Source organism: Pedobacter folensis (genome assembly GCF_056490665.1).
The window spans coordinates 142,787-161,254 of sequence record NZ_JBWJIF010000005.1 but is presented as its reverse complement, the minus strand read 5'-3'; the positions used below and the strand labels follow the sequence as shown (position 1 = coordinate 161,254).

General features: G+C 38.0%; 18 protein-coding genes. 9 read left to right on the top strand and 9 right to left on the bottom strand.

The features are described from left to right. Positions 1-291: 291 nt before the first annotated feature. From AC04QZ_RS23290 to fabG, 5 genes are all read left to right on the top strand, one after another. Positions 292-2,259: an SPFH domain-containing protein gene (locus tag AC04QZ_RS23290; protein WP_478359661.1), complete on the top strand. Its 1,968-nt coding sequence runs from the start codon at positions 292-294 to the stop codon at positions 2,257-2,259. A 396-nt stretch (positions 2,260-2,655) separates the two neighbouring features. Further along, positions 2,656-3,531 (top strand): carbon-nitrogen hydrolase, encoded by an 876-nt coding sequence (locus AC04QZ_RS23285; protein WP_108198352.1) that lies wholly within the window; start codon positions 2,656-2,658, stop codon positions 3,529-3,531. A gap of 188 nt (positions 3,532-3,719) precedes the next feature. Further along, positions 3,720-4,073, top strand: coding sequence for a four helix bundle protein (locus AC04QZ_RS23280; protein WP_478359660.1), 354 nt, complete (start codon positions 3,720-3,722; stop codon positions 4,071-4,073). 151 nt (positions 4,074-4,224) lie between these two features. Next, positions 4,225-5,301, top strand: a complete 1,077-nt coding sequence (locus AC04QZ_RS23275; RefSeq protein ID WP_478359659.1) for an agmatine deiminase family protein — start codon at positions 4,225-4,227, stop codon at positions 5,299-5,301. A 144-nt stretch (positions 5,302-5,445) separates the two neighbouring features. Beyond that, positions 5,446-6,189: a 3-oxoacyl-[acyl-carrier-protein] reductase gene (gene fabG, locus AC04QZ_RS23270; RefSeq protein WP_086547506.1), complete on the top strand. Its 744-nt coding sequence runs from the start codon at positions 5,446-5,448 to the stop codon at positions 6,187-6,189. Between the two features lie 114 nt (positions 6,190-6,303). Here fabG and AC04QZ_RS23265 read toward each other — a convergent pair whose 3' ends face one another. Beyond that, positions 6,304-7,038 (bottom strand): L,D-transpeptidase family protein, encoded by a 735-nt coding sequence (locus tag AC04QZ_RS23265; protein WP_478359658.1) that lies wholly within the window; start codon positions 7,036-7,038, stop codon positions 6,304-6,306. Positions 7,039-7,265: 227 nt separating this feature from the next. Here AC04QZ_RS23265 and AC04QZ_RS23260 point away from each other — a divergent pair, with 227 nt between their 5' ends. Continuing rightward, on the top strand, positions 7,266-9,350 hold the full coding sequence (locus tag AC04QZ_RS23260; RefSeq protein WP_478359657.1) for a hypothetical protein: 2,085 nt from the start codon (positions 7,266-7,268) through the stop codon (positions 9,348-9,350). 180 nt (positions 9,351-9,530) lie between these two features. Then, positions 9,531-10,079, top strand: a complete 549-nt coding sequence (locus AC04QZ_RS23255) for an REP-associated tyrosine transposase (protein ID WP_478359656.1) — start codon at positions 9,531-9,533, stop codon at positions 10,077-10,079. Between the two features lie 60 nt (positions 10,080-10,139). On the opposite strand, the gene AC04QZ_RS23250 is transcribed toward AC04QZ_RS23255, so the two are convergent. The 5 genes from AC04QZ_RS23250 to AC04QZ_RS23230 form a co-directional block, all read right to left on the bottom strand. Then, positions 10,140-10,754, bottom strand: coding sequence for a trimeric intracellular cation channel family protein (locus AC04QZ_RS23250; RefSeq protein WP_086547503.1), 615 nt, complete (start codon positions 10,752-10,754; stop codon positions 10,140-10,142). 173 nt (positions 10,755-10,927) lie between these two features. Continuing rightward, a complete protein-coding gene (locus tag AC04QZ_RS23245; protein ID WP_025145767.1) occupies positions 10,928-11,227 on the bottom strand; it encodes an FtsB family cell division protein in 300 nt (99 codons plus the stop codon). Between the two features lie 242 nt (positions 11,228-11,469). Further along, the gene (gene eno / locus AC04QZ_RS23240) at positions 11,470-12,765 is read right to left on the bottom strand and encodes a phosphopyruvate hydratase (RefSeq protein WP_478359655.1); all 1,296 of its coding nucleotides are present in this window, start codon (positions 12,763-12,765) and stop codon (positions 11,470-11,472) included. A 290-nt stretch (positions 12,766-13,055) separates the two neighbouring features. Further along, positions 13,056-13,904: a DUF2911 domain-containing protein gene (locus tag AC04QZ_RS23235; RefSeq protein ID WP_478359654.1), complete on the bottom strand. Its 849-nt coding sequence runs from the start codon at positions 13,902-13,904 to the stop codon at positions 13,056-13,058. A 61-nt stretch (positions 13,905-13,965) separates the two neighbouring features. Then, on the bottom strand, positions 13,966-14,487 hold the full coding sequence (locus AC04QZ_RS23230) for a GNAT family N-acetyltransferase (RefSeq protein WP_478359653.1): 522 nt from the start codon (positions 14,485-14,487) through the stop codon (positions 13,966-13,968). Between the two features lie 74 nt (positions 14,488-14,561). Between AC04QZ_RS23230 and AC04QZ_RS23225 the strand changes: the two genes are divergently transcribed. Further along, positions 14,562-15,194, top strand: a complete 633-nt coding sequence (locus tag AC04QZ_RS23225) for an ABC transporter ATP-binding protein (RefSeq protein WP_478359652.1) — start codon at positions 14,562-14,564, stop codon at positions 15,192-15,194. Then, positions 15,194-16,321, top strand: a complete 1,128-nt coding sequence (locus tag AC04QZ_RS23220; protein ID WP_478359651.1) for a hypothetical protein — start codon at positions 15,194-15,196, stop codon at positions 16,319-16,321. Before AC04QZ_RS23225 ends, AC04QZ_RS23220 begins: the two co-directional genes overlap by 1 nt. A 199-nt stretch (positions 16,322-16,520) precedes the next feature. Here AC04QZ_RS23220 and AC04QZ_RS23215 read toward each other — a convergent pair whose 3' ends face one another. From AC04QZ_RS23215 to dacB, 3 genes are all read right to left on the bottom strand, one after another. Further along, the gene (locus AC04QZ_RS23215) at positions 16,521-16,649 is read right to left on the bottom strand and encodes a hypothetical protein (RefSeq protein ID WP_478359650.1); all 129 of its coding nucleotides are present in this window, start codon (positions 16,647-16,649) and stop codon (positions 16,521-16,523) included. Positions 16,650-16,773: 124 nt separating this feature from the next. Continuing rightward, positions 16,774-17,010 (bottom strand): hypothetical protein, encoded by a 237-nt coding sequence (locus tag AC04QZ_RS23210; RefSeq protein ID WP_478359649.1) that lies wholly within the window; start codon positions 17,008-17,010, stop codon positions 16,774-16,776. Between the two features lie 49 nt (positions 17,011-17,059). Then, on the bottom strand, positions 17,060-18,466 hold the full coding sequence (gene dacB / locus AC04QZ_RS23205; RefSeq protein ID WP_478359648.1) for a D-alanyl-D-alanine carboxypeptidase/D-alanyl-D-alanine endopeptidase: 1,407 nt from the start codon (positions 18,464-18,466) through the stop codon (positions 17,060-17,062). Positions 18,467-18,468: the final 2 nt, after the last annotated feature.

The window sequence follows — 18,468 nt, the reverse complement described above, 5'->3', positions numbered from 1 at the left end:
TTTCCTTTTAATTGTAGTTTATACATTTAAAATTTCCCCGGGTATTCAGGAGAACCTAAAAGGTTAGTTTTTAGTGTTTATAAGCGTTCAGTTCGGTTATTGGCAAAAATGTCATCTGCAGTTGGTATTTTGGTTAAAATCAATCCTGAGTCATCTTTGAGGCCTTAAAATCAATAAAAAATAGTTTAAAAATAAGTGTTAAAAATAGTAACAAAGCATACTATTTGCTGTCCATATCATGCTTAATAAATGGTTTATTAAGCTAAAAAAAACAGAAAAATAATATAAATTATGGAATCGCTCATTTCTAACTATTGGTGGGTTTTAGTGGCACTGTTGTGCTTAGTTTTATACAAATATATTTTACGTTTCTTATTCGGGATGGTTATTGTTCCCGAAGACAGGATCGGCTTAATTACCAAAAAATTCGTGCTCTTTGGTGCTGATCGGGAATTGCCCGACGGGCGCATCATTGCCATCAAAGGTGAGGCTGGTTTTCAGGGAAAAACGCTCGCCCCGGGATTGTATTTCGGAATGTGGTTTTGGCAGTATAGTGTAACCATGGAACAGTTTACCGTTATTCCAGAAGGTAAAATCGGACTCATCATGGCCAAAGACGGCTCGGAAATCCCGACAGGGAATATCCTAGGGCAAAAAGTAGAATCTGATAATTTTCAGGATGCAGTGAAGTTTCTCGAAAATGGCGGGCAGCGAGGCCGGCAGACTTCTTACATTACCTCGGGTTCTTATCGTATCAATACCATGTTGTTCCAGGTTTCCGTTACCGATATGGTCAGGATACAGGAAAGTATGGTGGGTATTGTAACCACGTTGGATGGACTGCCGATTGAGGCCAACCAGATTGCCGGTAAACTGGTTGATGGACACAACAATTTCCAGGATTTCGATGCCTTTATTAAACAAGGTGGCAACCGTGGTTTACAGCCCCAGGTCATTTTAGCAGGATCTTACAACCTTAACCCATGGGCCATTCAGCTGGAGGAAATTCCGATGACCGAAATCGCAATCGGTTATGTAGGCGTGGTAATCTCGTTTATTGGTACCGATGGAAATGATTTAACCGGTGCCGATTTTAAACACGGTAATATCGTGGGAAAAGGTTCTAAAGGCGTTTGGCTGGAACCACTTGGCCCCGGAAAATACCCGATTAACAAATACATTATGAAAGTAGAACTGGTGCCAACAACCAATTTAGTGTTAAACTGGGCGTCAGCACGTAGTGAAGCACACAATTTGGATAAAAACCTGTCGACCATTACCGTACGTTCAAGAGATGGTTTCCCGTTTAATTTGGATGTGGCACAGATTATCCACGTGCCCACTACAGAAGCGCCTAAAGTAATTGCACGTTTTGGTAACATGGTTAACCTGGTTTCGCAGGTTTTAGAACCCACCATTGGTAACTATTTCCGTAACTCGGCCCAGGGAAGTGATGTGATTGCTTTCTTGAGTACCCGTAAAGAGCGTCAGGAATCAGCTAAAGAACATATCCGCAAGGTACTTGACGAATATAACGTAAATGCGGTTGATACGCTGATCGGTGACATTGTTCCGCCAGAGTCGTTAATGAAAACTTTAACCGACCGTAAAATTGCAGAAGAGCAAAAGGTTACTTACGAAACCCAGAAACAGGCACAGGAAACACGCCAGGGGATGGAGAAAGAAACGGCGATTGCCGATATGCAGAAAGATATTGTGAAAGCGCAACAAAGTGTAGAGATTGCCGAACGCACGGCAAGTGCAACCGTGAAAAAATCGGAAGGTGATGCTGCCGGTGTAAAACTGGCTGTGGGCGCAGAAGCTGAAGCCACAAAAATGAGGGCCCATGCCGAGGCCGAAGCAACCAAAGCAAGGGCACAGGCAGATTCGGAAGCGATTAAATTAAGGGCTTCAGCAGAGGCCGAACAGATTTCGTTAACCGGTAGCGCCGAGGCGGGTAAAATTTTAGCGGTAGGTAAATCAACTGCAGAAGCATATGAACTTGCGGTGAAAGCTTTGGGCGGTGAAAACTTTACCCGTTACAAAATTACCGAAGAGTTATCAAAAGGTAATGTGAAACTGATCCCTGATGTGTTAATTGGCGGCAATGGAGGTAATCATGGCGGTTCGGCAATGGATGGCTTGCTGGGCTTAAAACTGATGGAATTAATGGATCCTCAGACACGTAAAGAAGTGGTAGCCGTTGCAGAAATTGTAGAAACCAAACCAAAACCTAAAAAAGATAACATTAATCCATAATTGGTCTTTAAATTAAAAAGGAAAGCCTCAGCGTAAGTTGGGGCTTTCTTTGTTTTATTACAATCAACCCCGAAATATCGTCATTTCGAGCGGAGAGCAACGAAGTCGAGAAATCTAAGAGATAGATCTCTTTCCGAAAGTTCGAGACTTCGATCCAAAGGAGATGACGAACTTTTTGCTTAATCTATTAATAATAGCCCAACCAATAACTATTCAAAATACAACCAACTCTTTTCTCATTTTTTTATACAAACCTTACATCTTCAACCTTTATACCTTCAACCTTTTTAGTAACTTTGCAGCCTAATTTTGAATGACTGAATTTTGAGTGAGTGAATGGCCTTACATTAAGCATTCAATCATTTTATCATTCTCTCATTCTCTCATTTCAAAAATATGAAGAAAGTAAAAGTTGGCTTAGTGCAAATGAGTTGTACTAAAGATAAGCAGGAAAATTTAGATAAAGCGATTGCGAAAGTAAGGGAAGCGGCAGCAAAAGGTGCGCAGATTGTGTGTTTGCAAGAGCTTTTTACTTCGCTGTATTTCTGCGATGTTGAAGATTACGATAATTTTGATCTGGCAGAAGCTATTCCGGGTCCATCTACCGATGCTTTGCAAGTGGTAGCCAAAGAATTAGGCGTGGTCATTATTGCTTCTTTGTTTGAGAAACGTGCGGAAGGTTTATACCACAATACTACAGCCGTTTTAGATGCTGATGGTTCATATTTAGGTAAATATCGCAAAATGCATATTCCTGATGATCCTGCTTTTTACGAAAAATTTTACTTCACACCAGGCGATTTAGGTTATAAGGTTTTCGAAACGAAATTTGCCAAAATCGGTATCCTGATCTGCTGGGATCAATGGTATCCTGAAGCTTCGCGCATCACAGCCTTGATGGGAGCTGATATTATGTTCTATCCAACTGCAATTGGCTGGGCTACCGATCAGGATGAAGAAACTAATCAGGATCAATACAATGCATGGCAAACCATCCAACGTTCGCATGCGGTTGCAAACGGTGTTCCCGTAGTCAGCGTAAACCGTGTGGGTTTTGAGCAAGATGGTGCCATGAAATTCTGGGGCGGAAGTTTCGCTACCAACGGACAAGGCAAACTACTTTATTTAGCTTCACACGATTTAGAAGAAACCGAAGTGGTTGAATTAGATTTATCAGAATCTGATTTCTTCCGTAAACACTGGCCTTTTTTAAGAGATAGAAGGATCGATTCTTACCAGCCGATTACCAAAAGATATATTGACGGGGATTAGAAAAGTCGGAGGTCGGGAGACCGAAGACGGAAGTCAAAGAGCATACCAGGCGTGATGGCTAGTTTGAAATTCATTAACAACTCTGGGAACGTAGATCATTGGTTTGGATTGTATTATAAGAAATTGTAATTTGTATAGTCTATTTCTAATAAATGATAACTTCGGACATCTGACCTTCGGACTTAATTATGGCATTCAAATTTGAAAAACTCAAGGTTTGGCAAAAAGCTTTAGATTTAGCTGATGAGATTGATAAAATGACAAAAACTTTTCCAAAAGAAGAGATTTATGTTTTAACATCTCAGGTAAAGCGGGCTGCAGATTCTATTTCAATGAATATTGCTGAAGGAAGCACTGGTCAAAGTAATCCTGAGTTCAAGAAATTTTTAGGTTATGCCTTAAGGTCAGATATTGAGGTTGTGAATTGCCTACATCTTGCAATAAGAAGAGGTTATATTAATGAAGAAATATTTCAGAAACACTATCAATCCTGTGAAGAAATTTTGATCATGACTTCTGCATTAATCAAATCGTTAAATTAATTTAGTAAGGGGTCGGAAGACCGAACTCCGATGATATTCGGTCTATAGCTAAAACATTAAATCATCCGGCTTCGGACACCCGACTTTCGGACTAAACAATAAAACACTAAATCATCCGACTTCGGACACCCGACTTTCGGACTTAAAAATTATGTCAAATTTTCCTCCAAGAAAAGATTTAAATATTAATCAATTCGATTATTCTCCAAAGCAGCAAGGTTATGCTTTTCCTGCCGAATGGGCTAAACATGAGGCAACCTGGTTGAGCTGGCCGCATAAAGAAGCTTCCTGGCCAGATAAAATCGAAACGATATACGAACCATATTGCCAGTTTATTAAAGCTGTTGCTGAAGGTGAAAAGGTACGCATCAATGTTAAGGATGAAGAAATGAAAGCTTTTGCGGTTTCTGAATTAACAAAAGTAGACGCCGATTTAAACCAGATAGAATTTTATTTCAATGAAACCAACGATGCCTGGTGCCGCGACCATGGACCTGCATTTTTGTTAAAAGGAAATGAAAAAGCTGTTGTCGATTGGGGATATAATGCCTGGGGTGGTAAATATCCGCCATTTGACCTGGATGATGTGGTTCCGACAAAAATTGCCAATCATTTTAAACTGCCTTTATTTACACCCGATATTGTGATGGAAGGTGGTTCGGTAGAATTTAATGGCGCTGGGACGATTTTAACTACCACTGCCTGTTTATTGAACGAAAACCGTAATCCGCATTTAACCAAAGCGCAAATTGAGCAATATTTGCTTGAGTATTACGGACAAGAACAGGTGTTATGGCTGGGCGATGGAATTATTGGCGACGATACCGATGGCCACATTGACGATATCACCCGTTTTGTAAATGAAGATACGGTTTTAACGGTTGTAGAAAGTAATCCGCTGGATGAAAATTACCTGCTGTTACAAGAAAACTTAGCGGCTTTAAAGGCGATGAAACTAAAAGATGGCAGGGCATTGAATATTGTAGAGTTGCCTATGCCATCGCCGGTTATTCATGAAGATACCCGTTTACCTGCCTCATATGCAAATTTTTACATTGCCAATGCAGCGGTAATTGTTCCGGTTTTTGATGATGTAAACGACCAGAAAGCTTTAGCTATTATTCAAGGTTGCTTCCCTGACCGGAAAGTGATTGGTATCAATTCAGTTGATATTATCTGGGGGTTGGGAAGCTTTCACTGTTTGAGTCAGCAGGAACCTGCGGTTTAGTTTGCAATTAACAGTTGATAGTTTCCAGTTGTTAAACAATCTAGCAATGAAACAATTTAACAATATCTCGGTAGAGTTGTTAACTTTACCACAATTAAGTTTTTATAAATTATATAAAAGTCCCCTTTAGGGGATTTAGGGGTTATGAAATTATTAGAAGGAAAAACAGCATTAGTTACAGGCGCATCGAAAGGGATTGGCCGTAAAATAGCTGAAAAATTTGCCGAGCAGGGCGCTAATGTAGCTTTTACCTATTTATCATCAGTAGAAAAAGGTGAAGCTTTAGAACAGGAATTACAAAGCTTCGGAACAAAAGTTAAAGGTTATCGTTCTGATGCTTCTAAATTTGCTGAAGCTGAGCAATTAATCAACGATATTGTAGCAGAGTTTGGTACGATTGATATCGTAGTAAATAACGCTGGAATTACCAAAGATGGTTTATTGATGCGTATGAGCGAAGAAAACTGGGATGATGTGATCAACATTAACTTAAAATCGATTTTCAACGTAACCAAGGCCGCTTCTAAAGTAATGATGAAAGCCCGTAAAGGTGTTTTTATCAATATGGGTTCTATTGTGGGTACTACAGGTAATGGTGGACAAGCAAATTATGCTGCTTCTAAAGCCGGGATCATCGGTTTTACCAAATCGATCGCTAAAGAACTAGGTTCGAGAAATATCCGTGCCAACGTCGTAGCACCAGGTTTTATCCGTACCGAAATGACAGATATCCTTGATCCGAAAGTTGTTGAAGGATGGGAAAAAGATATTCCATTAAAACGTGCCGGAGAAACAGAAGATATAGCCAATGTTTGTGTGTTCTTAGCCTCAGATATGAGTGCTTATGTAACAGGCCAAACGTTATCGGTTTGCGGCGGAATGCTTTAAGGAAGGTATAGGGTTAGAAGGCTTAAGGTGGAGGGTTTTCTTTCTTAAGCCATAGAAATATTAAGAAGTCAAGTTTTAATGGCCGGTTTGCCATGAAAAACTTGACTTCTTTTGTTACTTTATAAAATATCGCCCTTTAACTTCAGTAATATTTGCAGGCATTTTATTCTTCTCGAAAGCTAAATAACCTGGTTGCAGCGATTTCCAAAAGCTGGCCTGCACAGGGAATAAAGCAATGTACTTCTTCATATTTCCATCGGTCATTTTGAAGGGATAGATGTTAACCGGAATCTTCTCCTGACCTGCATTTCTGGCTTCAACACCTAAAATATAAACTTCTTTAATTTTTTCGTCTGTTAGGGGAATGCAACCCACGGTTACACAGTTGCCGTGGATGTAGATATCACTTCCTGGTTTTCTATCTTTTCCGGTTCTTGCATAATCTACTGTATTTGGATAGTTAACACCCAACGATAGATGGAAATTGCTCATCGGATTAAAAACATTAACGTAATAGAAACCTTCAGGCGTTTGTCCATCGCCTTCAATTACTTTCGGGCCAATGGTACCAGAATGGGCACAAAAATCGTAGGTTCTGAACAATGAATAGGTTTTAGCCGAATTATTCTTTAACCATACTTCCAGTTTGCCTTCTGTTTTGTAAGCATTGATGACCATGGAAAATTGATCACCGTATCCACCAGCCCTAACAAATTTTTTCAGTGTTTCCCACTTTTCATTGTAGGCCTTTTCCACTCTTTCAAATTTAATTTGTGTGGCTTTAAAATTGTTTTGGGCATTCACCATAAGGCTTAGAGATAGCAGAAATGTTAGACAGATAAATTTCATAAATTTTGGTTTGGCTAAAGCTAATGAATTATCTTTTTTAGTACTAATATTTAATCATCAACACATAGAATGGCATAGCGGAAAGCGTTTGGCGTATAGTGTTAGAAGCAGATAGGCCACTTGATGTAGTCGATAAGCCATTACTAATGAACTAATGGCTAATGAACCATTGAACCAATTGACAAATAACCTTGAAAATTTCCCCAAAATTACCATCTTTATGAATTATGACTGGTTTTTTTTCGGGTACTTCTATTTTATTTTTTCTGGGTTGCCTGGCGTTAGGTGTACTGTATGCCTGGTTGCTTTATCGTGGCAACAAAAATTTAGATAAAAAACTGCAATATGGCTTAACTGCCTTACGGATTATTGTGGTAACTACCATTTCGTGGTTGATATTTGCCCCCCTCATCAGAACATTAAATTATACCTTAGATAAACCTGTTATTATTATCGGACAGGATAATTCGCTCTCTGTAGGACAAGTTAAAGCAGCTGGTTTCGATCAAAAGTTATATGAACAACACCTTAAAACCTTACAGGATAAACTATCAGACAAATACGAGGTGAAAACATTTCACTTTGGTGATCAGGTGGCAGATGGTTTCGATTTTAAAAATCAGGGGAAATTAACCGATGCCTCCGCTTTTTTTCAGAAAATTAGAGATGAATATACCAATCGAAATGTTGGTGCCATTATTTTAGCAACCGACGGTATTTTTAATCATGGCGGAAATCCGCTGTATAGCGTAAACCAGATCAATGCGCCGGTTTATACGATTGCCCTGGGTGATAGTATTCCAAAGCGTGACGTATTGATTTCGAATGTAAATTACAACAATATTGTTTATCTGGATGACGATTTTACGATCGAAGTCCAGGTTCAGGCTTTTCAAAGCAATGGCGAAAGCACTTCTTTAACGGTTAGTCAAAACGGCGCAAAGATTGAGCAACAAAATGTAATCATTAATGGAAGCTCCTTTGTTAAAACGGTTCCCGTTAAGATTCACGCAGGTAAAATCGGTGTTCAGAAATATACCGTTCAGCTGGGCGCTTTAGCAAATGAAATTACAACCAGAAATAATGCCCAGACTTTTTATGTAGAAGTGATTGATGGCAGGCAGAAAGTATTACTCGCAGCAGCTGCACCACACCCCGATTTAGGAGTGTTAAAGGAGGCTATTTCGCTCAATAAACATTACGAGGCTAAACTTGCCCTTGCTGATGATTTAAGTGCAACAGATCCATCTAAATTCGATTTAATCGTATTGTATCAGTTACCCGATGCGCAGAATATCTCAGCTGCGTTTTTAAAGAAGTTAACAGGTTTAAAAAAACCGATCTGGTACATTTTAGGTGCGCAAAGTAATGTAAACGCTTTCAATCAAATGCAAAACCAGGTCAACTTAGGTTCTGCCAATGGTTCGATCCAGGAAGTATATGCCGATTTTGCCAATGGTTTTACCAGTTTCAATCTCACAGAAGAAGATAAAAAACAGTTTTCATCTTTCGATCCGCTGCTCAGTCCGTTTGGAAGGTTAACTGTAAATGCAGGCGCCACACCTGTTTTTAATCAGCGTATCGGCAAAGTTAGCACACAGCAGCCATTGTTATTCTTTGCAAATGAAAATGGTTTAAAGACGGGCTATTTAATGGGAGAGGGGCTTTGGCGATGGAAACTTTCGGAGGCTGAAAATGAAAGTAATCAATCAGTTTTAAACGACCTGATTTCGAAAACCGTTCAATACCTATCTGTTAAAGATGATAAACGGAGGTTTAAGGTATTTACCTCGAAATCAGCTTATGATGAAAATGAAACCATTCAGTTTAACGGCACGCTTTATAACGATAGCTATCAGCCTGTCAATGAACCGGAAGTTAACCTTCAGGTTAAAAATGAAGCGGGTAAAGTATTTAACTATATTTTTTCTAAAACTGAAAATGCTTATCAGTTAGATGCGGGAACCATGCCTGCAGGTAATTATTCTTATTTAGCCAATACCGAACTGGGCGGAAAAAAATTCACAGCTACGGGTAGCTTCTATGTAAATGCGCTGATTGCAGAATTTCAGCAAACCACAGCCAATCATCAGCTTTTAAATACGATGTCGAAACAAAGCAATGGTAAGCTGTTTATGCCCGAAAACCTGCTCAAAATAGCTGATGAAATTGCTAAAAACGAAAATATTAAAACCATCAGTTACGAAGACCGTAAATACGACGAACTGATCAGTATGAAATGGCTGTTCGGTTTAATTTTGATTTTACTAGGTACAGAGTGGTTTTTAAGGAAGCGAAATGGAGAACTTTAGATGAGGTAAAATGTAAGGATGTAAGATGGATGATGTTTGGTCTATGAGTGTGCAGTCAGATGTTACCATCTGACTGATATAATATCTTAAAATTGATGAGTAATCCGATGGTATTTGATTAATTTGAAAGTGTCAGATGGTAAAATCTGGCACCGCTATAGGTTCAATTTTGTAATAGGTATGGGGTTAAGAAATAGAGGGTTATTTCTGGAGAAAAAATGTTTTTTCGTGACTACCAGTTGCTATAAACATTTAAGACTTCTTGAGAGTAGTTCGTGCAAATTAATAATTGCCAATAGTTTAAATTTTATTGCTATAAAATATAAGATTTCAATTCTTGGTTATGTAATCATGCCTAATCACCTTCATGTTTTATTTTATTTCAACGAAGAAAATAAATTATCGGATAGTATGCGCGATTTGAAAAAGTTTTGTGCTTTTGAGATTCGAAAGTATCTGCAATACAGCGGCAGCCCCCTGCTAAATTTGATAAGAGTTGAAAATGATAAACAAGTCTTTAAAGTTTGGGAAGATAGATTTGATGATGTTTGGATAGATAGTAAAGAACTTTTGGAAATTAAACTGGAATATATTCATCAAAATCCATTACAATCTCATTGGAATTTGAGTGAATATCCTGAGGGTTATCAGTACAGTAGTGCCGCATTTTACTTAGATAGTCCTGAAAATATTGTCAAAATGATTGATTATAGAGATATTTTTGAATGATAGTCCTGGTTGTTGAATGTGCAGTCAGGTGGTAACACCTGACGCCACATAAAGACTAACCTAGTGCCATTCATCCCTGTAAACAAACTTCGGCATATGCCATTCGAAACGGATAGAAAGTAACCTTAAAGTTAATCCAATAATAGCAGCTGTAATGGTTGCCAGCATTTCGCTTCCGTGAAAATGTTCTATGCCGATATACACCGCACCGGTAACAATTGCTGCACTGGCATAAATCTCTTTTCTGAAAAGAAAGGGAACCTCATTACAAAGTACATCACGAAGTACGCCGCCTGCACAACCGGTAATCATTCCGCTAAAAAGTACAATTAAATAAGGCAGGTGAATTTGCTGCGCAACCTGACAGCCAATAATGGTGAAAACCACCAATCCTAAAGCATCAAGGTAAAGAAAGAGTTTTTTGAGTTTAGTCATAATGGAGGCAATAAATGCAGCGAGTAAAGCTGCCACCGCAGTAATTACCAAATATTCCGGATGTTCCACCCAGCTCATCGGGTAATGGCCAAACAATACATTTCTAACCGTTCCGCCACCCAATGCTGTAACCCAGGCGATAATGCAAACACCAACCCAATCCATGTCACGTCGGCCGGCAGAAAGTGCTGCGGTCATGGCTTCAGCTGTTATAGCAATAATGTAGAGGATGTGGAGCATTCGATTGGTTAACTGTTTGAATGGATTAATCGGTTAACTGATAAATTGTTGAATGGTTAAATTGCTGACTGCAAACAGCCAATCAAAATTCTTTTGCTTTAGATCCTGAAACAAGTTCAGGAGGACGTGACTAAAGGAAGATAACTTAAACGCTAAACGCCCAGCGCCATACGCTAATCCTTCTTCTCTTCCTGGATAATCACGAAAACATCTTCATTGTCTTTTTTCATGAAGTATTTTTCGCGGGCAAATTTTTCAGCGGTATTGAGGTTGGTATTCAGCTCGTTTAAATCTTTTTTAACCTGGGCAGTCTCTTTCTCGAAATATTCCTTCTCTTCCTGCAGTTTATTGGCCTGGCTGCGGTATTCGTACTGCGACATCATATCGTTTTTATCGAAAAATAGCATCCACATCGCAAAAGCGACAGTAGCAAGGAAATATTTGTTGCGGAAAAGATCTATTAAACGTTTCATATATTTCTCAAAAAATCGTCATTGCGAGGTACGAAGCAATCTCAAAGCAATAAGTTTTTATCAGTCAAACTCAAGGTAGTAAGATTGCTTCGTGCCTCGCAATGACGTAAATGTAAATAAAAACATCCGAAGATTTAAAATCTCCGGATGTTTTACAAATAAGTTTTTCAACTTGTTAACACCCCAAACCCCTAAAGGGGCTTTTTGGCATTATTCTTAGTCCCCTTTAGGGGATTTAGGGATTATTTCTTAGCGTATTTAAATTTTGAACCGATGAAACGAGCGTTTTCACCTAATTCTTCTTCAATACGTAATAATTGATTGTATTTTGCAATCCTGTCTGAACGTGATGCAGAACCGGTTTTAATCTGTCCGCAGTTTAATGCAACAGCTAAATCAGCAATCGTAACATCTTCTGTTTCGCCAGAACGGTGACTCATTACCGAAGTATAACCGCTGTTTTGCGCTAAAGTTACCGCATTTATGGTTTCAGTTAAAGAACCAATCTGGTTAACTTTTACTAAGATTGAGTTAGCTGTATCTTCGTCGATACCACGTTGTAAACGCGTAACGTTAGTTACAAATAAATCATCACCAACCAATTGAACATGGTCACCAATTTTATCTGTTAAACTTTTCCAGCCAGTCCAGTCGTTTTCGTCCATACCATCTTCAATAGAGATAATTGGATATTTTGCAGAAAGATCAGCTAAATATTGTGCCTGCTCTTCGCTTGAACGAATTACGCCAGTAGCGCCTTCAAATTTAGTATAGTCATATTTACCATCTTTGTAAAACTCAGATGATGCACAGTCTAAAGCTAAACAGATTTGAGCACCTGGTTTGTAACCAGCAGTTTCAATTGCTTTTAATACCGTTTCAATTGCATCTTCAGTACCATCGAAAGTTGGTGCAAAACCACCTTCGTCACCTACTGCTGTAGATAAACCTCTATCGTGAAGAATTTTTTTCAAGCTATGGAAAACTTCAGTTCCCCAACGTAAAGCCTCAGAGAAAGAAGGAGCGCCAACTGGCATAATCATAAATTCCTGAAATGCGATAGGGGCATCAGAGTGAGAACCACCATTAATGATATTCATCATCGGGATTGGTAAAGTGTTTGCATTAACACCACCAATGTAACGGTATAATGGTTGACCGATTTCATCAGCGGCAGCTTTAGCAGCAGCCAAAGAAACACCTAAAATGGCGTTAGCACCTAAGTTACCTTTGTTTTCGGTACCATCTAGGTCCAACATGATTTTATCAATTGTATTTTGCTCAAAAACATCAATACCTCTTAATGCATCCGCAATTTTAGTATTTACATTTTCTACAGCTTTTAAAACACCTTTACCTAAATATGTAGATTTATCACCATCACGTAATTCAACAGCCTCATATTGTCCAGTAGATGCACCGCTTGGTACAGCAGCACGGCCAAAAGCGCCTGCTTCTGTTACAACTTCTACTTCTACTGTTGGATTGCCTCTCGAATCGAGAATTTGTCTGGCATGGACATTAACGATTATGCTCATTTTTATTTAATTTTTTGTTGATTTTTTAATCTGCTTAGTGTACAAAGTACAATTACTAAGCGCAACATCAAAGTTAGTATATTTTTTAAATAAATAAAGCCTTTTGAGGGTTAATGTTATGATAGTTGTTCAAGTTAACCAACGGTTAATTTTAAGTTAATATTGGCTATCTGTAATGCCGGATGAATGTCGTCATCTCGACTGAAGCACAGTCCCGAATTTTCGGGAGAGAGATCTATGTACAATATCATGCAGATAGATTTCTCCGCTACAGTCGAAATGACGATTCTTTATTTTTTAGCTTCAGCCAATAATTGAGAATTTAAGCGTATATATTCATCTACTTTTGCTTCAGTTGCTAAAGCCAGGCCCGCTTTAGCGCTAGCTTCTGCACCGGCTTTATCACCCATTTTTAGTTGAATACGGCCTTTCCAGTATTTAAACCAGGGGGCTTTCATATCCGATTTTTCTACTTCACTCATCCATTCTAATGCAGTTTTTAAATCTTTTCCATTTTGATAATAATACATTGCTGCATTATAGTATGGCTTTTTTTCGCCTTTCATCGCTTCAGCAATATTGGCCATCACTTTTTCATCAATAGAAGTCGTAATATTAATGGCAAAGGCATTGTTCTCCCACATCATATTTAACGTTGCAGAAGTTTCGCTAACAGTCGAAAATTGCATGGTAAGGGTTTCCACTTTATCCTTTAAAGCTATTGTTTTTACTTTTACACGTAGTGCATCGCCACTTTCCTTGTACTCGTAGGCGCCCCATTGATTAGCGGTTTTGTTAAAAATAACGGTCCATTCATTTTTATCAGGTATACTGAATAAAGCATATTCGCCGGCAGGCAAGTCTTTCCCTTCAATTTTAACATCATCGGTAAATTTAATACGTGTAGCGGCGTTTGCTCCTGTACGCCAAACCACGCCCATGGGTTCCATGCCGCCAAATATTTTTCGGCCCTTTACATTTGGACGGGAGTAGGTTAAAGTAATTTTGCCTAATCCAAAATCCTGGATAATGGTTTGCCCGCTACTGGGTTGCGGTATTTTTAAATCCTGTGCGTTTGCTAGATCTACCACACCTAATAGCATGATAAACAGTGCTGTAATTTTGTTGAATAATTTCATTGCTTTGTTGTTTTTGGTTTGTACTAATTTACGCAATAAGCTTCGGCTTTAACAAAATGTTTTAATGTTGTTCTGAGCTGAGCTGATGTTTCCTGAATCCAAAAATTAATTCATCAAAATATTCGCCGTTTTTAAAAATGGTTCCTTTCAACTCCGCCTCGAAAATAAAACCTGCTTTTTTTAAAACCTGTTGCGACGCTAAGTTTACATGAGAAGTACGTGCAAAAATCCTTTCAATATCAAATGTTTCGAAACCATACCTCAACATTTCTTTAACAGCAAGTGGAACGATACCCTTGCCCCAAAAATCTTCAGCAATCCAGTAGCCGATTTCCGCACTTTTACTATAAATATCAGTCAGTTGATGTACACCTATCGACCCAATTACTTCATTATTGACTACAATGGCTTTGATTTGTAATGGTTTGTGACTTAAGGCCAGTTGAATAAAAGCTTCGCCATCTTTTTTTTCATAAGGGAAAGGGAATTTATTGGTTAAGTTTTTCGAAATATTAAAATTATTGGCGTATTTAACCAAACTTTCAAGATCACTGGCTTTGTAAGGGCGTAAAACTAATTGCATCGTATCTAATTTTATCGGGATAAGTAAGGCCTGTAACTTTTGATTAAAAATAAAGTCAGAAATAAAATGATTTTATGTTACACTTCAATCAGTTTGAAAAATCTTATTTCAATCATCTTGTTTTAAAGATAGATAATATTAAAATTCCCGAGGGTATTTTCTGGATAAAAGGCAGTAATGGATCAGGAAAAAGCACCCTGCTGAAAGCAATTGCCGGCATATTATCTTTTAACGGAGATATAGCCATCGGCACTATTTATTTGAAAAACCATGGCGTTTCTTATCGAAGGCTGGTAAATTTTGCTGAAGCTGAGCCGCTATACCCTGAATTTTTAACCGGATTTGAAATGGTCGATCTTTTCGCGAAAGCAAAGGGAGCTATTCCTGATCAGGAAGAGACTTTAATTACTGAAATGGGAATGAAATCTTACATACATAATCCCCTGGGTTCCTATTCAAGTGGGATGTTAAAAAAGTTGTCGTTGGTTTTGGCTTTTTTAGGACGACCTAAATTGATTTTATTAGACGAACCTTTAAATACAATTGATGTAGAATCTTTAGAAATATTATACCGTTGGATCAACGAAAAACACCAAAATGAAAAAATTAGTTTTTTGTTGTCGTCGCATCAGCCGTTGGATGAGTCAAAACTGCCAGGAATAAAACAGATTAATATTGAAGATAAAAAAATAACACTGAATTTTTAATGTTGTTGCTTCCAAATACTGCCTTAAAGAAAATATTCGTTGATGGATTTTACCGTACCCACGCAGGTATGCTGGTATTCATTTTCGTGATATTGGTCAGTTATTGTTTATTTATCAATACGTTGGGTACGGTTAGGCCAGAGCAAATTGATTTCTGGCAATTTTTCTTTACCATTAGTATCGTGAGTAATCCACTCATTTTAGCTTTTTACCTGATAGGAAGTTCACTTTATGCTTATAAAAGCTTGAAATATGTTTTAAATCAAATGGCTTTGCCTCAGCATGAGTTTCTGTATTACAGTTTTACCGCATCAAACAAAAAACAACAGTTTAAGCATTGGTTTACCATACAGACTTGCCTATTTATCCCGGTTTTAAGTTATACGCTGTATGCAATAACCATAGGATTGATATTTGGGTTCTACCTGATTTCTATTGGGATTTTACTTTTTCAGGTGCTTCTGATTATGGCCAGTGCCTATATCTATTTAAATGAAAGCAATCGTTTAATCGAGGCCGCTAAACCAGATTGGTTGATCAGAATTAGTCGAAAATGGAACAAGCCCGTTTTTTTATTGTATAGTTTTCAGGTTTTCAATCAATTGAAGCTGGCATACATCCTTACCAAATTTTTTTCCTGGGTGCTGATTTCGAGTATATTGCTAGTTTTTACTGACCTTAAAGATGATTCAAGATTATTGATGCTCATCACCACTTGTATTGTTGTTGCTCATGTTGTGCTTATTTATCAGGAGAAGATCTTTAACAATAGGTACTTATCCTTTTTACCAAACTTTCCTTTTGCTAAGGGGAAAGTGTTTTTTAGCTTTTGTTTAAACTATCTTGTTTTATTACTGCCTGAAATGGGTTGGTTATTCAGCAGCTTTGGCATTTTAACATCGCTTACATTAATGTTATTTGCATTTTCTGTAATAATGCTATTCAGAAGTTTACTCATGTTAAATGCAATGCAGATTAAGGGATTTCTAATATGGGTTTTTTGCCTGTTTTTCCTGTTTTACCTGTGCATCATGTTCGGCTTTGGATTAATCCTTATTCCGATTAATATTAGTGTCGCCTGGATTTTATTTTATTGTAATTACCTGGGTAATGGTGTTTTGCGTTGAGATTGCTTCAATTCATCTAATGCCCTGAACAGCTTCTTATCTTCTTACAATATAACGCTTTGATGATAGTTTGGATTATACTGCAATCAATTCTAAATCATTAATTCTTTCGAAGTGCTTTTTGTTGAGTGTGGCAATTTTTATTTTTCTGGATAGGGCAGTTGCAGCTATAAAAATATCCGGAATTTCAATTAAACTACTATTTCGCTTTAGTTTGCTTTGTGATTTCGATTGCAATGTTATTGGCACTCTTATCAAAAGGAATTATGGTTACACGTTCGAAGAAATCTTTCCAAAATTCAATTTCTTCTGTTTTGGTACCAATCATAATTTCGTATTCGGTAATAATTGATACAGCAAAAAGATTATAAATTTTGGCCAGCTTATAAAGGCGCTTTTTTCTTTGAGTTTTTTTCGATAAAAATCAATTAAAATAGAAGTGTCTAGGCAGACTATTTCGTTCTCCATGAATTGAAGTTTTTTCTATCAGCTTGATACTGCTTATGCTGTTCTTCACTCATAGTCGGGGCGGTAAGTAAAAAAATCTGAAATTCTGATAGATCTTTTGATGCTTTCTGCTTAATAAATTCATCATTTAAAACAGACTTTAATTGCTTGATTTTTGCAGCAGGAAGTTTTTTTATCGCTGCTAACAATTGTTCATAACCTATGTCGATTGTTATTTCCATATACCAAAAATACACAATTTTAAAAATCAAAGCAAGTTTGTATATGGTCTTACTTCAATTCATCTAATACGTTGAATAACTTCTTGTTAATTCCACTTCCGCTATAATTATTGATGTTGATCACCAAAACGTATTTATTCCCTGCAGCATCGGTATGGTAACCGGCAAATGCCGAAACATCATTTATGGTTCCGCTTTTAATTTTCATACCATTGTATTCTGGCAAAGCTTTATAGAAATCAGGAAACCAGTTTTCCTTTTGGATTTGAAAAAGTACACTGGCCATTGCCGAAGTTGTTATTCTATCGCCTGGAGAGAGTCCACTGCCATCAATGATGTTGAGGGCCGTTTTATCGATGCCCTTATCCGCCCAGAAATTGATCTCGGTTTCAGCACCTTTACTTGTTGTAGCTGTCTTACCCGATTTTATTGCAATGGTTTTTAAAAGTGTTTCGCCATACAGGTTAATGCTTTTCTTTAAAAACCAATAAGTGATTTCGCTTAAACTGGGAGAGCTTATGGTGTTTATCTTTTGTGTAACCGAAGGAATTACCTGATTGTTTAATAGCATTAACCGGGCTGTTGTGGCTTGTTGGTTAGTCGAAATGCCCAATCTTTTCAGGGTATCCTGCAAACGGTATGCGCAATCAAAAGCAGGGTCGGGTAGGGCAACTGAAATCCCCGATTTTGCGATGCCCATGCCCCAGCTGCCGCGGATATAAGCCGTATTACTATAAGGAGGCAAGAAAGCATAAGCGCGGTCACCCGATCCCGAGCTACCCGTTTTTAATTCATTTACCAGCTGCACATAAGGAGTAGCAGGAACTGTTTTTACAATTTTTACTTCATCCGATGTGGTACTTCCAGGTTTTAAATGGATGTCGAATTGATTTTCGCGCCAGGCTAAACCAGAAGTTCCGGCACCATAATAATTGCCAATATCTTGCCAAACCCAACCTTCGGGTGTAGTTTGGGTACCGAAAATACGATCGTCACCAATTACTGCCCCTTCAATTTTTTTAATCCCTGCCGATTTTATGGCAGCAACCCATTGCGTTAAAACCGCATTTTCTTTGTTTTGATAACGCCACGATCCCAATGTTGGGTCGCCATTGCCAATAATGATCAGATTTCCTTTTAATATGCCATCTGTAGTAATTGTTCCGGTATAGGCCAGCGTGGTTTGAAATTGAAAATCCTTTCCTAAAATACTGAAAGCAGTGGCCGCAGTAATGGTTTTTAGGGTAGAAGCGGTAGCCAGGCCAATTTGCTCGTTTTTAGCAAATAATGTTTTCCCTGTATTGGCATCTAAAACACAAAGTGAGACAATGGCATGTTTGGCCTGTTCATCATTTAATAAACTATTGAAAGCTTTTTCTAGATTTTGGATTCTATTTTGAGCAATTGTAGCAATTGCTGAGAAAATGAATAGGATTAATAATTTGATAAATTTCATTT

Excerpts from the sequence above, each read along its gene's own strand:
- AC04QZ_RS23290 (WP_478359661.1), top strand. The coding sequence starts at position 292 with ATGGAATCGCTCATTTCTAACTATTGGTGGGTTTTAGTGGCACTGTTG.
- AC04QZ_RS23285 (WP_108198352.1), top strand. The coding sequence starts at position 2,656 with ATGAAGAAAGTAAAAGTTGGCTTAGTGCAAATGAGTTGTACTAAAGAT.
- AC04QZ_RS23280 (WP_478359660.1), top strand. The coding sequence starts at position 3,720 with ATGGCATTCAAATTTGAAAAACTCAAGGTTTGGCAAAAAGCTTTAGAT.
- AC04QZ_RS23275 (WP_478359659.1), top strand. The coding sequence starts at position 4,225 with ATGTCAAATTTTCCTCCAAGAAAAGATTTAAATATTAATCAATTCGAT.
- fabG (WP_086547506.1), top strand. The coding sequence starts at position 5,446 with ATGAAATTATTAGAAGGAAAAACAGCATTAGTTACAGGCGCATCGAAA.
- AC04QZ_RS23265 (WP_478359658.1), bottom strand. The coding sequence starts at position 7,038 with ATGAAATTTATCTGTCTAACATTTCTGCTATCTCTAAGCCTTATGGTG.
- AC04QZ_RS23260 (WP_478359657.1), top strand. The coding sequence starts at position 7,266 with ATGACTGGTTTTTTTTCGGGTACTTCTATTTTATTTTTTCTGGGTTGC.
- AC04QZ_RS23255 (WP_478359656.1), top strand. The coding sequence starts at position 9,531 with ATGGGGTTAAGAAATAGAGGGTTATTTCTGGAGAAAAAATGTTTTTTC.
- AC04QZ_RS23250 (WP_086547503.1), bottom strand. The coding sequence starts at position 10,754 with ATGCTCCACATCCTCTACATTATTGCTATAACAGCTGAAGCCATGACC.
- AC04QZ_RS23245 (WP_025145767.1), bottom strand. The coding sequence starts at position 11,227 with ATGAAACGTTTAATAGATCTTTTCCGCAACAAATATTTCCTTGCTACT.
- eno (WP_478359655.1), bottom strand. The coding sequence starts at position 12,765 with ATGAGCATAATCGTTAATGTCCATGCCAGACAAATTCTCGATTCGAGA.
- AC04QZ_RS23235 (WP_478359654.1), bottom strand. The coding sequence starts at position 13,904 with ATGAAATTATTCAACAAAATTACAGCACTGTTTATCATGCTATTAGGT.
- AC04QZ_RS23230 (WP_478359653.1), bottom strand. The coding sequence starts at position 14,487 with ATGCAATTAGTTTTACGCCCTTACAAAGCCAGTGATCTTGAAAGTTTG.
- AC04QZ_RS23225 (WP_478359652.1), top strand. The coding sequence starts at position 14,562 with ATGTTACACTTCAATCAGTTTGAAAAATCTTATTTCAATCATCTTGTT.
- AC04QZ_RS23220 (WP_478359651.1), top strand. The coding sequence starts at position 15,194 with ATGTTGTTGCTTCCAAATACTGCCTTAAAGAAAATATTCGTTGATGGA.
- AC04QZ_RS23215 (WP_478359650.1), bottom strand. The coding sequence starts at position 16,649 with ATGATTGGTACCAAAACAGAAGAAATTGAATTTTGGAAAGATTTCTTC.
- AC04QZ_RS23210 (WP_478359649.1), bottom strand. The coding sequence starts at position 17,010 with ATGGAAATAACAATCGACATAGGTTATGAACAATTGTTAGCAGCGATA.
- dacB (WP_478359648.1), bottom strand. The coding sequence starts at position 18,466 with ATGAAATTTATCAAATTATTAATCCTATTCATTTTCTCAGCAATTGCT.